This is a genomic window from Streptomyces litmocidini, from assembly GCF_014649755.1.
Classification (GTDB): Bacteria; Actinomycetota; Actinomycetes; order Streptomycetales; family Streptomycetaceae; genus Streptomyces; species Streptomyces litmocidini.
In genome coordinates, this window is the sequence record NZ_BMTQ01000013.1 from 17,663 (window position 1) to 31,614 (window position 13,952).

15 protein-coding genes are annotated in these 13,952 nt (G+C 74.8%); 10 read left to right on the forward strand and 5 right to left on the reverse strand.

Annotated elements, in window-relative coordinates; translation table 11 throughout:
• Window positions 1-24: 24 nt before the first annotated feature.
• Complete coding sequence (locus tag IE180_RS25085) at window positions 25-453, reverse strand: DUF6223 family protein (protein WP_190159221.1); 429 nt, start codon at window positions 451-453, stop codon at window positions 25-27.
• 194 nt (window positions 454-647) lie between these two features.
• On the opposite strand from IE180_RS25085, the gene IE180_RS25090 reads away from it, so the two are divergent.
• Complete coding sequence (locus IE180_RS25090; protein WP_190159222.1) at window positions 648-1,775, forward strand: sensor histidine kinase; 1,128 nt, start codon at window positions 648-650, stop codon at window positions 1,773-1,775.
• The gene (locus IE180_RS25095) at window positions 1,772-2,440 is read left to right on the forward strand and encodes a response regulator (protein WP_190159223.1); all 669 of its coding nucleotides are present in this window, start codon (window positions 1,772-1,774) and stop codon (window positions 2,438-2,440) included. The genes IE180_RS25090 and IE180_RS25095 overlap by 4 nt, the downstream gene beginning before the upstream one ends.
• A 214-nt stretch (window positions 2,441-2,654) precedes the next feature.
• Here IE180_RS25095 and IE180_RS25100 read toward each other — a convergent pair whose 3' ends face one another.
• The gene (locus IE180_RS25100; RefSeq protein ID WP_093873352.1) at window positions 2,655-3,461 is read right to left on the reverse strand and encodes an IclR family transcriptional regulator; all 807 of its coding nucleotides are present in this window, start codon (window positions 3,459-3,461) and stop codon (window positions 2,655-2,657) included.
• A 324-nt stretch (window positions 3,462-3,785) separates the two neighbouring features.
• On the opposite strand from IE180_RS25100, the gene allB reads away from it, so the two are divergent.
• Both allB and alc read left to right on the forward strand, forming a co-directional pair.
• Window positions 3,786-5,120, forward strand: a complete 1,335-nt coding sequence (allB, locus tag IE180_RS25105) for an allantoinase AllB (RefSeq protein ID WP_190159224.1) — start codon at window positions 3,786-3,788, stop codon at window positions 5,118-5,120.
• Window position 5,121: 1 nt separating this feature from the next.
• Window positions 5,122-6,237, forward strand: a complete 1,116-nt coding sequence (gene alc, locus IE180_RS25110) for an allantoicase (protein ID WP_190159225.1) — start codon at window positions 5,122-5,124, stop codon at window positions 6,235-6,237.
• A gap of 245 nt (window positions 6,238-6,482) precedes the next feature.
• On the opposite strand, the gene IE180_RS25115 is transcribed toward alc, so the two are convergent.
• Window positions 6,483-7,223 (reverse strand): SDR family NAD(P)-dependent oxidoreductase, encoded by a 741-nt coding sequence (locus IE180_RS25115; RefSeq protein WP_030692990.1) that lies wholly within the window; start codon window positions 7,221-7,223, stop codon window positions 6,483-6,485.
• A 321-nt stretch (window positions 7,224-7,544) separates the two neighbouring features.
• Here IE180_RS25115 and IE180_RS25120 point away from each other — a divergent pair, with 321 nt between their 5' ends.
• Window positions 7,545-8,471, forward strand: coding sequence for a DMT family transporter (locus IE180_RS25120; RefSeq protein WP_190159430.1), 927 nt, complete (start codon window positions 7,545-7,547; stop codon window positions 8,469-8,471).
• A 32-nt stretch (window positions 8,472-8,503) separates the two neighbouring features.
• On the forward strand, window positions 8,504-8,842 hold the full coding sequence (locus IE180_RS25125) for a hypothetical protein (protein WP_190159226.1): 339 nt from the start codon (window positions 8,504-8,506) through the stop codon (window positions 8,840-8,842).
• A 12-nt stretch (window positions 8,843-8,854) separates the two neighbouring features.
• On the opposite strand, the gene IE180_RS25130 is transcribed toward IE180_RS25125, so the two are convergent.
• Entirely contained in the window at window positions 8,855-9,076 is a 222-nt protein-coding gene (locus IE180_RS25130) for a hypothetical protein (protein ID WP_190159227.1), read from the reverse strand.
• 146 nt (window positions 9,077-9,222) lie between these two features.
• Here IE180_RS25130 and IE180_RS25135 point away from each other — a divergent pair, with 146 nt between their 5' ends.
• The 3 genes from IE180_RS25135 (at window position 9,223) to IE180_RS25145 (ending at window position 12,020) form a co-directional block, all read left to right on the forward strand.
• On the forward strand, window positions 9,223-10,434 hold the full coding sequence (locus IE180_RS25135) for a sensor histidine kinase (RefSeq protein WP_190159228.1): 1,212 nt from the start codon (window positions 9,223-9,225) through the stop codon (window positions 10,432-10,434).
• Window positions 10,435-10,477: 43 nt separating this feature from the next.
• Window positions 10,478-11,152: a response regulator transcription factor gene (locus IE180_RS25140; RefSeq protein ID WP_190159229.1), complete on the forward strand. Its 675-nt coding sequence runs from the start codon at window positions 10,478-10,480 to the stop codon at window positions 11,150-11,152.
• 442 nt (window positions 11,153-11,594) lie between these two features.
• On the forward strand, window positions 11,595-12,020 hold the full coding sequence (locus IE180_RS25145) for a PaaI family thioesterase (protein ID WP_190159230.1): 426 nt from the start codon (window positions 11,595-11,597) through the stop codon (window positions 12,018-12,020).
• On the opposite strand, the gene IE180_RS25150 is transcribed toward IE180_RS25145, so the two are convergent.
• On the reverse strand, window positions 12,009-13,043 hold the full coding sequence (locus tag IE180_RS25150) for a Gfo/Idh/MocA family protein (protein WP_190159231.1): 1,035 nt from the start codon (window positions 13,041-13,043) through the stop codon (window positions 12,009-12,011). The genes IE180_RS25145 and IE180_RS25150 overlap by 12 nt on opposite strands.
• A gap of 115 nt (window positions 13,044-13,158) precedes the next feature.
• Here IE180_RS25150 and IE180_RS25155 point away from each other — a divergent pair, with 115 nt between their 5' ends.
• Window positions 13,159-13,917, forward strand: coding sequence for a GntR family transcriptional regulator (locus tag IE180_RS25155; RefSeq protein ID WP_229860850.1), 759 nt, complete (start codon window positions 13,159-13,161; stop codon window positions 13,915-13,917).
• The last annotated feature ends 35 nt before the right edge of the window (window positions 13,918-13,952 follow it).

Below are 13,952 nucleotides of genomic sequence, written 5' to 3' on the forward strand. Positions count from 1 at the left end.
GTCCGGCGGGTCCGAGGGGGCCGGTCATCCGGTCCGGCGGGCCCGGGAGCGCGCCCGCCACCCCAGGGCGACCGACGCCAGGCCCACCAGCACGGCGACGTACGCGCCGCCCAGCCCGTTCCCGGTGCCGAGGCCGCCGTCGGCGGTCACCGCGACCGCCGTCCCGACGACCACGGCGATCGGCCCGGCCACGAGGGCGGTGACGGGCCCGTTCCGGCGGGCCCAGGGCCGGAGGCGCCCCCGGCCCGTGGGGCGGGCCGACGCCAGACCGCCGACGGCCGCGCCCAGGAGGCCGACCAGTGCGGCCGACGAGGCGCCGACGCGTCCGGTGCTCAGGGTCCGGACGCTCGCGGCGACCGGCTGGACGGCGGGTTCGGCGGCCGCCGGCACGGCGAGCACGAGACCGCCGATCAGGACGGCTCCGGTCAGGGCGAGCACGGTGCGGACCGACATGGGGGTGCTCCTTCTCCTCGGGGGAACGGGACCTCGAGCATGGCCGCCGGACCGGCCGCGCGTCGTCCGCCGGACGCGGTCACTCCGCGCTGCCGCGGGTGCGGCAGGAACGGCCGGACTACCGCGTCCGCGGTAGTCGCGGCTCCTCCGCGAGCGGGATCCGCCCGCGCCCCCCGCGCGGTTAGGGTGCGCGCATGATCAGAGGACGGTTCGAGGTCCCGGGCGGTGTCGTCGACGGGGCGATCGCCGTCGGCGTGACGGCGGCGCTGCTGCTCACCGGGGCTTCCGGGGAGCATCCGGCCGGCGGCCTCGACCTCCTGGGCCGGGCGCTCCTCGCCGCCGGCGGGCTGGCCCTCGCCGCGCGCCGCCGCGCTCCGGTCGCCGTCCTGGTCGTGACCGGGCTGTGCGCGGTCGGCCCTCAGGCGGCCGGTTTCGACGTGCCCGCGGTCGCGTACCTGTTCGCGGTGTACGCGGCCGTACGGGCGGGGCACCGCGCCGTGACGCTCGCGGTGAGCGTGCTGGTGCTCGCCGCCCTGCCGGTGGCGGCGCTGGCCTCCGGTCTGCACGACACGGGCGAGGCGTTCGCGCGGGCCCGCGGCGCCCTGGAGCTGGCCTGGCTGGTCGCCGCCGGCGCCGCGGGGGAGGCGCTGCGGCAGGCCGAGCGGCGGGCGGACGAGGCCGAGCGCACCCGGGAGGAGACCGCGCGCCGCCGCGCCGACGAGGAGCGGCTGCGCATCGCGCGCGAGCTGCACGACTCCCTCACCCATCAGATCTCGATCATCAAGGTGCAGTCCGAGGCCGCGGTGCACGTGGCCCGTCGGCGCGGCGAGCGGGTGCCCGAGGCGCTGCTCGCGATCCAGGAGGCCGGGCGGGAGGCGACCAGGGAACTGCGGGCCACCCTGGAGGCGCTGCGCGACGACGACACGGCCCCGCCGCGCGGCCTCGACGACGTCCCGGGCCTGGTGGCGCGGGCCCGGCTGACCGGTCTGGACGCGACGTTGACGATCGAGGGCGAGCGGCACGAGGTGCCGGTCGCGGTGGACAGGACCGTCTACCGGATCGTCCAGGAGTCGCTCACCAACATCGCCCGGCACGCGGACGCGGCCACGGCCTCGGTACGGATCGACTGCCGCCCCGACGCCCTGACCGTACGGGTCGACGACGACGGGAGGGCGGTGCCGGACTCCGTGCCGGAGCCCGGCACGGGGCTGCTCGGGATGCGCGAACGGGTCACCGCGCTCGGCGGAGGCCTGAGCGCGCGACCGCGCACGGAGGGCGGCTTCACCGTCCGGGCCCGGCTCCCCCTGGAGCGGACCTCGTGATCCGCGTCCTGCTGGTCGACGACCAGCCGCTCATCCGCAGCGGATTCCGCGCGCTCCTCGACCTGGAGGAGGACATCCGGGTGGTGGGCGAGGCCGGCGACGGCCGGGAGGGTCTGGCCCTGGCCGGGCGGCACCTGCCGGACATCGCGCTCGTGGACGTCCGGATGCCCGTCATGGACGGCGTGGAGGTGACCCGGCGCATCGCCGCCGATCCGGCTCTGGCCGGGGTGCACGTGGTCATCCTGACCAACTACGGCCTGGACGAGTACGTCTTCGAGGCGCTGCGCGCGGGCGCCGCCGGGTTCCTGGTCAAGGACGTCCTGCCGGAGGACTTCCTGCACGCGGTACGGGTCGCGGCGCGCGGCGACGCGCTGCTCGCGCCGTCGATCACGCGCAGGCTCATCGACCGGTACGTCTCCGAGCCGTTCGGGGCGGGCCCCGGCGCCGGTCTGGAGGAGCTGACCAACCGTGAGCGCGAGGCCGTCGCCCTGGTCGCGCGGGGCCTGTCCAACGACGAGATCGCGGACCGCATGGTGATCACGCCGATGACCGCGAAGACCCACGTCAACCGGGCCATGGGGAAGACCGGGGCCCGTGACCGGGCCCAACTGGTCGTCCTCGCCTACGAGTCGGGCCTGGTGGCACCGCGCGCTCCCGGGCGCTGACGCACGACGCCGGGGCCGGCGGACCGGGCGCGACGGCCCGGTGGACGTCGCGCCCGCGCACGTCCTCACGTCCCGCGCACGTCCTCACGTCCCGCGCACGTCCTCACGTCCCGTGTACGTCTCATGCCCGGGGTCCGTTCCGCGGCGACTGGCCCGGGAGGCGTCCCGGGCCCAGGTGGCGGCCCGGGGACTGGCGAGCCCGGGGCGTCCGGGCTCAGCCCTGGCCGTTGCCCGAGGTGTTCGCCAGGGCCGCCGACAGTTCGCGGGCGACTTCCTGGAGGATCGGGACGATCTTCTCGGTGGCCGCCTCGGTGACCCGGCCCGCCGGGCCCGAGATGGAGATGGCCGCCGCGGTGGGGGAGTCGGGGACGGAGACCGCCAGGCAGCGGACTCCTATCTCCTGCTCGTTGTCGTCGACCGCGTAGCCCGTCTCGCGGACCGCCACGAGCGCGTCGAGGAAGCCGTCCGGGGTGGTGATGGTCTTCTCGGTCGCGGCCGGCATGCCGGTGCGGGCGAGCAGCGCCCGCACCTCCTCCGCCGGCGTGTGCGCCAGGAGCGCCTTGCCGACGCCGGTCGAGTGCGGCAGGACCCGGCGGCCGACCTCGGTGAACATGCGCATGGAGTGCTTGGACGGCACCTGCGCGACGTACACGATCTCGTCGCCGTCGAGCAGCGCCATGTTCGCGGTCTCGCCGGTCTCCTCGACGAGCCGCGCCAGATAGGGGCGGGCCCAGGTGCCGAGGAGGCGGGAGGCGGACTCGCCGAGCCGGATGAGCCGGGGGCCGAGGGCGTAGCGACGGTTGGGCTGCTGGCGCACGTAGCCGCAGGCGACGAGGGTGCGCATCAGACGGTGGATGGTGGGGAGCGGGAGTCCGCTGCTGGCGGAGAGCTCGCTCAGCCCTACCTCGCCCCCGGCGTCGGCCATCCGCTCCAGGAGGTCGAAGGCGCGCTCAAGGGACTGGACGCCCCCGCTCGCGGCGGGCTTGGCGGCGTCGGTGGTGCTGGCGCTGGACGTCGGCACGTCAACGGTCCTTTCGGGGCAGGCGGGCAAGGCAGCAGCCTACCGGGCCGCCGATCGGGACACACGGTCCCGGTGTCGGCGTCAGCGCCGGTCAGGGGGTGTTTGTCCGGTGTCGGTGGCGGCCCGGAGCGGTCCGGGCCCGGCTCGCATGTGGAGAGCTACCTTCTACTGTACGAAATTTCCATTCCACTTTGTGGAAACCTCTAAGGCGGCCCCTCCGGCGGCCGATGCTGGAAGTGTGCCCTTGACGACCCCTCGCTCGGAAGTGAAGACTCCTTTTCAACAGTTCGTTGAAATTCTCGTTGAAGTGAAGAAGGGGTACGGGTGGACGTCAACCTGGTCCTGCGCTCGACACGCGTCATCACCCCCGAGGGGACGCGCCCGGCGTCGATCGCCGTCTCCGGAGGGACGATCGCGGCCGTGCTGCCGTACGACGCCGAGGTGCCCGCCGGCGCCCGGCTCGAGGACGTCGGCGACGACGCCGTCCTCCCCGGACTCGTCGACACCCACGTCCACGTGAACGACCCGGGCCGCACCGAGTGGGAGGGCTTCTGGACCGCCACCCGCGCGGCCGCCGCCGGCGGCATCACCACCCTGCTCGACATGCCGCTCAACTCGCTGCCCCCGACCACCACCGTGGAGAACCTGCGCGTCAAGCAGGAGGTCGCCCGCAGCAAGGCCCACATCGACGTCGGCTTCTGGGGCGGCGCCCTGCCCGACAACGTCAAGGACCTGCGCCCCCTCCACGACGCCGGCGTCTTCGGCTTCAAGTGCTTCCTCTCGCCCTCCGGCGTCGAGGAGTTCCCGGAGCTCGACCAGGAGCAGCTGGCCACCTCGCTCGCCGAGATCTCCGGCTTCGACGGCCTGATGATCGTGCACGCCGAGGACCCGCACCACCTCGCCGCCGCGCCCCAGCGATCGGGCGGCGCCTACGCCGACTTCCTCGCCTCCCGCCCCCGGGACGCCGAGAACACGGCCATCGAGAACCTGATCAACCAGGCCCGCCGGCTCGACGCCCGCGTCCACGTCCTGCACCTCTCCTCCTCGGACGCGCTGCCGGCCCTCGCCGCCGCCAAGGCCGAGGGCGTGAAGATCACCGTCGAGTCCTGCCCGCACTTCCTCACGCTCACCGCCGAGGAGATCCCGGACGGCGCCACCGAGTTCAAGTGCTGCCCGCCCATCCGCGAGGCCTCGAACCAGGACGCCCTGTGGCAGGGGCTCGCGGACGGCACGATCGACTGCATCGTCTCCGACCACTCCCCGTCCACCGCCGACCTGAAGACCCCGGACTTCGCCTCCGCCTGGGGCGGCATCTCCTCCCTCCAGCTCGGTCTGCCGGCCATCTGGACCGAGGCCCGCCGCCGCGGCCACACCCTGGAGGACGTGGTCCGCTGGATGTCCGAGGGCCCGGCCCGGCTCGCCGGACTCACCCGCAAGGGCGCCATCGAGGCCGGCCGCGACGCCGACTTCGCCGTCCTCGCGCCCGACGCCACCTTCACCGTCGACCCGGCCGAGCTCCAGCACCGCAACCGGATCACCGCCTACGCGGGCCGGACCCTCAGCGGCGTCGTCACCTCCACCTGGCTGCGCGGAGAGCGGATCGCCGACCGCGGCACCCTCGCCGAGCCCTCCGGCCGCCTCCTCGAAAGGAACAACTGACGTGTCGTCCATACCCAGCTTCACTGGTGACGCGAGCCCCTACGGCGGCGGCGACCCGTACGCCGACTACCGGACGGCCGACTTCCCCTTCACCCAGTACGCGGACCTCGCGGACCGGCGCCTGGGCGCGGGCATCATCGCGGCCAACGACGAGTTCTTCGCCGAGCGCGAGAACCTGCTCAAGCCCGAGGCCGCCGAGTTCGACCCCGAGCACTTCGGGCACAAGGGCAAGATCATGGACGGCTGGGAGACCCGCCGCCGCCGCGGCGTCTCGGCCCAGCAGCCGCACCCCACCGAGGACGACCACGACTGGGCCCTCGTACGCCTCGGCGCGCCCGGCGTCGTCCGCGGCATCGTCGTCGACACCGCCCACTTCCGCGGCAACTACCCGCAGGCCGTCTCCGTCGAGGCCACCTCCGTGGCCGGCTCGCCCTCGCCCGAGGAACTCCTCGCCGACGACGTGAAGTGGACGACGCTGGTCCCGCGCACCGCCGTCGGCGGCCACGCCGCCAACGGCTTCGCCGTCGACGTCGAGCAGCGCTTCACGCACCTGCGCGTCAACCAGCACCCCGACGGCGGCATCGCCCGCCTCCGCGTCCACGGCGAGGTCGCCCCGGACCCGGCGTGGCTCGGCGTCCTCGGCACCTTCGACCTCGCGGCCCTGGAGAACGGCGGCCGGGTCGAGGACGCCTCGGACCGCTTCTACTCCCCGGCCACCAACACCATCCAGCCGGGCCGCTCCCGCAAGATGGACGACGGCTGGGAGACCCGCCGCCGCCGCGACAAGGGCAACGACTGGATTCGCTACGGCCTGGTCGCCGAGTCCGAGATCCGCGCCGTCGAGATCGACACCGCCTACCTCAAGGGCAACAGCGCGGGCTGGGCCGCCCTCTCCGTCGCGGCCGAGGGCTCGGAGGAGTGGACCGAGATCCTGCCCCGGACCCGCCTCCAGCCCGACACCAACCACCGGTTCGTGCTCGACGCCCCGGCCGTCGGCTCCCGCGTCCGGATCGACATCTACCCGGACGGCGGCATCTCCCGCCTCCGTCTCTTCGGCTCCCTCACGGAGGCCGGCACGGCGCGGCTGACCGCCCGCCACCAGGAGCTCGGCGGCTGACCGGCTCCTCCACCGACTGGGCGGGTACGACACCCCGCCCGGCCCGCGAGGGTGCACCGACCCGACAGCACCGGTGCGCCCTCGCGCCACCCCTTCTTCCCGGGGCCCGGCTCACCTCCGGGCGTTCGGAGCAGGACTCACGGCCCCGACCGTGCTCGCCTCCCTCGTTCCCCGGGAGGCTCCGCGCGCGGGGCCGTCCCCCGACGGCGGCCTTCGGCTCGCTCGCCGGGTCCCGCGCGTGTGCGTCACGCGGCGTGCCCGCCGTCCACGGAGAACTCGGCGCCCGTCACGTACCGTCCGCCGGGCCCCGCCAGGAAGGCGACCATCGCCGCCACCTCGTCCGGGGTGCCGAAGCGGCCGAGCGCCGTCATGGCCGCCTGCCCCTCCGCGTACGGCCCGTCCGCCGGGTTCATGTCGGTGTCGACGGGACCGGGGTGGACGATGTTCGCCGTGATGCCGCGCCCGCCCAACTCCCGGGCGAGCGCCTTCGTCAGGCCGATCAGCGCGGCCTTGCTCATCGTGTAGAGGCTTCCGCCGGGCCCCGGCACCCGCTGGGTCATGCAGGTGCCGATCGTGACGATCCGGCCGCCCTCGGGCAGCCGCGCGGCCGCCGCCTGCGAGGCGAGGAAGGCCGCCCGGACGTTCACCGCCAGGACCCGGTCCACGTCCGCGAGGGAGAGCGACTCCAGCGGGCCGAGGACGCCGGCGCCGACGTTGTTCACCAGGACGTCGAGGCGGCCGAGGGCGTCCGCCGCCCACTCCACCGCGCCCGCCGCGTCCCCGGCGTCGGCCGCGTCGGCCCGCAGGGGCAACGCCTTGCGGCCGGCCGCCTCGATCCGACCGGCGACCTCCTTGGCCCGCGCCTCGTCCTGGACGTAGGTGAAGGCCACGTCGGCGCCCTCCTGGGCCAGCCGCACCGCCGTCGCCGCGCCGATCCCCCGGCTGCCGCCCGTCACCAGGACCGCCGTGCCGTTCATCGTGGACATCCCGAAACCTCCGTGAGAAGTACTAACTGGTTGCGGGCTCAATGAAAGTCGGCAGGGTGCCCGAACGCTGGCGAGAATCGGACGCCGACCACGCCGACCATGCCGACCACGCCGACCACGCCGACCACGCCGACCCCGTCGCCTCCAGGCTCAACGCCCTCCACACGCACGAACCGGCCGACCGCCCCCCGTACGGCAGCCACCGATCCGGACCGGGAGAACGGTGTGGCCACCACGGGCCCGCCCCGGTTACGGTGATCGCCCCGAGTGCGAGCCGTCGACGTCTCCACCCCGTCAGAAGAGTGGGAGACCCGGCTCGCGATGTCCTCGATCGCCGCACCCGTGACCCTCGGCGCCCCCCGCCGCGCCTGGCTCACCGACCTGCCCGTCCTGCTCGTCGCCCTCGTCTGGGGCTCCAGCTACCTCGCGGCCAAGGGCATCACCACCGGCCACACCGTCCTCGCGGTCCTCGTGCTGCGGTTCGCCGTGGTGCTGCCCGTCCTCGTCGCCGCCGGGTGGAGCAGGCTCCGGACCCTGAGCGCGGCCCAGTGGCGCGGCGCCGCGACCCTCGGACTGATCCTCAGCGGGATCTTCCTCCTGGAGACGTACGGCGTCGTCCACACCTCCGCCACCAACGCGGGCCTGATCATCAGCCTCACCATGATCTTCACCCCGTTCGCCGAGGCCGCCGTCACCCGCGCCCTCCCTCCCCGCGCCTTCCTCGCCGCCGCCGCGCTCTCCGTCGCCGGTGTCCTCCTGCTGACCCAGGGCGGAGGGTTCACCGCGCCCTCCTCCGGCGATCTGCTCATGCTGCTCGCCGCCCTCGCCCGCACCGTCCACGTCCTGGCCATGTCCCGGATCAAGGCGGTCCGGTCGGCCGACTCGCTCTCCCTCACCACCGTCCAGCTCGGCTCCGCCGTCGCCGTGTTCGCCGTCATCGCCGCCCTCCCCGGCACGGGCGCCCCGCCCTGGACCGTCGCCCTCGGCTTCGGCCCGCGCGAGTGGGCCGGACTCCTCTTCCTCTCCTTCTTCTGCACGCTCTTCGCCTTCTTCGTGCAGATGTGGGCCGTCCGCCGCACCTCGCCCTCCCGGGTCAGCCTCCTCCTCGGCACGGAGCCGCTCTGGGCCGCCGCCGCGGGCATCGCCCTCGCCGGCGACCGCCCCGGCGCCCTCGGACTCGCGGGTGCCGTACTGGTCCTCGCGGGGACCAGTTGGGGCCGTCGCACCGCGGACGACGAGGCCCGGTAGGTTCTCGCTCCACGCGTTCACTGCCGTACGACATGGACTTCCGCGCCCGCGCCCGGCGCACCCAGGGGTGGGGACTCGGACTCCTCACCGTGGCCGCGCTCCTGTGGATCCGGCTCGCGGTGCTCCTCTTCACGCCCTACGAGACCGGTGATTCCGGCCACGACTGCACCTCCCGGTTCACCAGCGAGAACCTCCACGACGACGAGAGCAGCTGCGTCGTCGAACGCGACCGGCCCGAACTCCTCGCCGTCCTCGGCGCGTCCGTGCCCGTGTCCGTCATCGGCGGCGTCCTCTGCACCAGCGGCTCCGTCTCCCACCGCACGGCCGAGCACCTGGCCGAGGTCACCCGCCTCGACGCGGCGAGCACCTGACCCCGCCGGGGCTCAGGCCTCTGCTCTTCGGCTCCCCGCGATCGCGAGGACCAGCCCGAGGACCGCGACCACGATGTTCGCGAACAGCTCCCGGCCCCGCAGGAACCACGCGTTCTCCGTGAGGAACCGGGCCAGGCCCAGGAACCCGAACCAGCCGTCGGCCAGCTCACGGATCAGTCCGGCGACGCCGGACACCAGCAGCAAGGCCCCGAGACCCCCAGGAAATCCCTTCATGATCCGATCATGGAGGGGAGGGCCGGCCGGCCGCGTCCGCCGTTCGTCCCCCGAGGTCGATACCAAAGTATCGACCTCGGCGACTCCGGTAGCCCGACGGCCCGTACGACCGCCGAACCGCGCCTGGCCTGCGTACATTTGCCGGCATGACGCGTACGGACCGGCAGCGTTGGCTGCTCCCCTCCCACCTGGTCGAACCGGGCGGGGCCGGAGCGGCCCGGCCCCGCCGCACCCTCCGCGACTGGATCGTGGACACCACCCTCTTCCTCCTCGCCGCCTTCGTCGGCCTCATCGCCGCCGACACCAGCGCGCAGTACACCAGCAAGACCGTCACCCTCGTCGACCAACTGGCCGGCACCGCCGCCTGCTGCGCCCTCTGGCTGCGCCGACGGTGGCCCGTCGGGCTCGCCGTCGCCCTCTCCCTGGCGAACCTCGTGGCCCCGGTCGCCGCCGGAGCCCTCCTCGCGAGCCTGTTCAGCGTCGCCGTACGCCGCCCGTTCCGCGAGATCACCTGGATCGGCGCGCTCGCCGTCGCCACCTCCGTCGCCCAGGTCTTCGTCCGCCCCGACCCCACCACCCACGCCGGTCTCTCCATCGCCCTCGGTTTCGTCCTCGTCCTCCTCGTCACCGCCTGGGGCATGCTGGTCCGCTCCCGGCGCCAGCTCGTCGAAGCCCTCAGGGAACGGGCCCGCCGCGCCGAGGCGGAGGCCGAACTGCGCGCCGCCCAGGCCCAACGGCTCGCCCGCGAGGCCATCGCCCGCGAGATGCACGACGTGCTCGCCCACCGGCTCACCCTGCTGAGCGTGCACGCCGGAGCCCTGGAGTTCCGGCCGGACGCCCCGCCCGAGCAGATCGCCCGCGCCGCCGGAGTCATCCGCGACAGCGCCCACGAAGCCCTCCAGGACCTCCGCGAGATCATCGGCGTCCTGCGCGCCCCCGGCGAGAACGGCGACGGCGACCGGCCCCAGCCCACCCTCGCCACCCTCGACGCACTGGTCGACGAGTCCCGCGAGGCCGGTGCGGAGGTCGTCCTCGACAGCGCCGTCGGCGACCCGGCCGCCGTGCCCGCCGCCACCGGCCGCACCGTCTACCGCATCGCGCAGGAGGCCCTCACCAACGCGCGCAAGCACGCCCCGGGCACCACCGTCACCGTCACCGTGCGCGGCCGGCCCGGCGAAGGCCTCGTCGTCGACATCCACAACCCGGCCCCCGCGGGCCCGGTGCCCCCCGTCCCCGGCTCCGGCCAGGGCCTCATCGGCCTCACCGAACGCGCCACCCTCGCCGGCGGCCGGCTGGAACACGGCCCGACCCCCGACGGCGGCTTCGCCCTGCGCGCCTGGCTGCCGTGGCCGGCATGACCTTCCGGCCGGTCCTGCCGTGCGCGCGGCTACCGTGGCCCCCATGACCATCCGGCTGATCGTCGTCGACGACGACCCCCTGGTCCGCGCGGGCCTCGCCCTCATGCTCGGCGGCGCGGACGACCTCGAGATCGTCGGCGAGGGCGCCGACGGCCGGGACGTCCCCGGACTCGTCGCCCGGCACGCCCCGGACGTCGTCCTCATGGACATCCGCATGCCCCACGTGGACGGCCTCACCGCCACCGAGCGGCTCCGGGCCCACCCCGGCGCCCCCGAGGTCGTCGTCCTCACCACCTTCCACGCCGACGAACAGGTGCTGCGCGCCCTGCGGGCCGGCGCCGCCGGTTTCGTCCTCAAGGACACCCCGCCCGCGGAGATCGTCACCGCCGTCCGCCGGGTCGCCGCGGGCGACCCCGTCCTCTCGCCGGCCGTCACCCGGCGGCTCATGGCCCACGTCGTGGAGCGGCCGGAGCGCTCGCCGCGGCGCGCCGCGGCCGCCGGGCGCCTCGCCGAACTAGGGGACCGCGAGAGGGAGGTGGCCGTCTCCGTCGGGCACGGCCGGTCGAACGCCGAGATCGCCGCCGAGCTGTACATGAGCGTCCCCACGGTCAAGACCCACGTCTCCCGGATCCTCGCCAAGCTCGGCCTCAACAACCGCGTCCAGATCGCGCTCCTGGTGCACGACGCGGGCCTCGTCGACGAGGGCGGGAACGGCTAGCCGGACGGTCCGCTTCGCTGTCCGTCACCGAACCGGGGGAGTACGGCGCGGACTTCACCGCGAATCCGTACCTCCCCCGCGCGAAGCTCCGTGGAGCCGGCCCCGCCCACGAGGTGCGGATGCCCGACGGCTTCCCGTTCCGGCTGGTCGTCGGGCACGAGGAAGGGCGCGCGGGGCTCGCCGCTCCCGGTCTCGCCAGGTCCCCGCCCGTCGTCGGCGTCCGGCTCCCGGAGGAGGGGACCACCGGCGTCCACCTCCTCGCGGCGGACGCCCCCGACCGCACCCGGCCGCGCCGCTCGCCCGCCCGGGGGAAGGACCGTCCTCCGGACGCTCCTGGAGCGCCTTCCCCGGCCGGAACCCGACGCGGACCCCCGCTCGTTGGAGTGGCTGCCCGGCATGCTCATGCGCGGGCCCCTTCGTCTCCCCGTCCGGTGGTGAACCCTTGAGCGATCAGACCCCCGCCCTCGACCTCGACCTCGCCCGGAAGGTCCTCGACGCGCAGCCGTTCAGCCGGCTCGTCGGGGCCCGCCTCACCGAGTTCGGCGCGGGCCGAGCGGTCCTGGAGCTGGACCACCGCGAGGAGCTGAGACAGCAGAACGGCTTCCTGCACGGCGGGGTGCTCTCGTACGCGGCGGACAACGCGATCACTTTCGCCGCGGGCGCCGAGCTCGGCCCGGCCGTGCTGACGGCCGGGTTCTCCATCCAGTACGTCCGGCCCGCGTCGGGCGGCGTGCTGCGCGCCCGGGCGGAGGTGGTCCACGCCGGGCGGCGGCAGGCGGTGGTGCGCTGCGACCTGTCGACCGTCGACGAGCAGGGGGCCGAGACGCTGTGCGCGGTGGCCCAGGGCACGGTGCTGTCAGCGGGCTGAACCGGCCCCGTCGCCCCCGTCCGGCTCACCCGCTCCGGCGAGCCGGACGGGCCCCCGCTCCCGTCGCGAGCGCTCGCACGCCTCGGCGATCCGGAGCGCCGCCAGGGCCTCCCGGCCGTCGCAGGGGTTGGGCGCCTCGCCGCGCACCAGCCGCACGAAGGCGTCCAGCTCCGCCTCGTACGCCGGGGCGAACCGCTCCAGGAAGCCGGGCCAGGGCTTGCCCGGGGCGGGCGGGCCCTGCGGCTCCACCGAGGTGAGCGGGGTCCGGTCGTCCAGGCCCACCACGATCTGGTCCCGCTCGCCCGCCAGCTCCATGCGAACGTCGTACCCGGCGCCGTTGCACCGCGTCGCGGTCGCCGTCACCAGCGTGCCGTCGTCCAGGGTGAGCACGGCCGCGGCCGTGTCCACGTCGCCGGTCTCCCGGAACATCCCCGGGCCGGCGTCCGAGCCCGTCGCGTACACCTCGACGACCTCCCGCCCGGTCACCCAGCGCACGACGTCGAAGTCGTGCACGAGACAGTCGCGGAAGAGCCCGCCGGAGAGCGGCAGGTACGCGGCGGGCGGCGGCTCCGGGTCGGAGGTGGCCGCCCGCACGGTGTGCAGCCGGCCGAGCCGCCCCGACCGCACGGCCTCGCGCGCCGCCCGGTACCCGGCGTCGAAGCGGCGCATGAATCCCAGCTGGAGCGCCGTGCCCGCCTCCGCCACCGCGTCGAGCGCCCTCAGCGTCCCCGGCACGTCCAGGGCGATCGGCTTCTCGCAGAAGGCCGGCAGACCCGCCCGGGCGGCGCGGGCGATCAGTTCCGCGTGCGCGGCCGTCGCCGAGGCGATCACCACGGCGTCCAGGGCGTGTCCGAGCAGCGCGTCCACGTCCGGCGCCGCCTCCGCGCCGAGCGCCCCCGCCACCCCCGCGGCCCGAGCGGCGTCCGCGTCCGCCAGGACCAGCGCCCCGACCTCCGGATGCCGGGCCAGCACCCCCGCGTGGAAACTCCCGATCCGTCCCGTACCGATCAGTCCGATGCGCATGGCCCCACCGTGGAGGCGGGTGGCCGGACTGTCAAGGATTTGTCAGGTCAACCGGACGTCACGACTTCCCGTCATCAGCTTCCGGTCGTCGACGGCCCCGGGCTACGCTCGCCCCGTGTCCAAGCAGTCCGGCTCCCCGCTGCCCCCGCTCTCCGTGGACCGCACCAGCCCGGTCCCGCTCTACTTCCAGCTCGCCCGGCAGCTGGAGAGCGCCGTGGAGAACGGGACGCTCGCCCCGGGCACCCTCCTCGGCAACGAGATCGACCTCGCCACCCGCCTGGGCCTCTCCCGGCCCACCGTCCGCCAGGCCATCCAGTCCCTCGTCGACAAGGGCCTCCTGGTCCGCCGCCGGGGCGTCGGCACCCAGGTCCTGCACAGCAGGGTCCGCCGCCCGATGGAGCTCAGCAGCCTCTACGACGACCTCGCCGCCGCCGGACAGCGCCCCGCCACCCGGGTCCTGGTCAACCGTCTCGAACCCGCCGAGGGACCGGTCGCGGCAGCCCTCGGCGTGCCCGAGGGCGGCGAGGTCCACCACCTCGAACGGCTCCGCACCGCGCACGGCGAGCCGATGGCGTACCTGCGCAACCACCTGCCCGCGGGCCTCGTCGACCCCGACGCCGAAGGCCTGGAGACCACCGGCCTCTACCGCGTGCTCCGCTCCGCCGCGCTCACCCTGCACAGCGCCCGCCAGGTCGTCGGCGCCCGCGCCGCGACCGCCGAGGAGGCCGCGCTCCTCGACGAACCGGAGGGCGCGCCGCTGCTCACCATGGAGCGCGTCACCTTCGACGACACCGGACGTGCCGTCGAGTACGGCTCCCACCTGTACCGTGCCACCCGCCACTCCTTCGAGTTCCAGCTGATGGTCCGCCCGTGAACCGGCCCCGCGGACCGGCTCCGTCACCCAGGGCA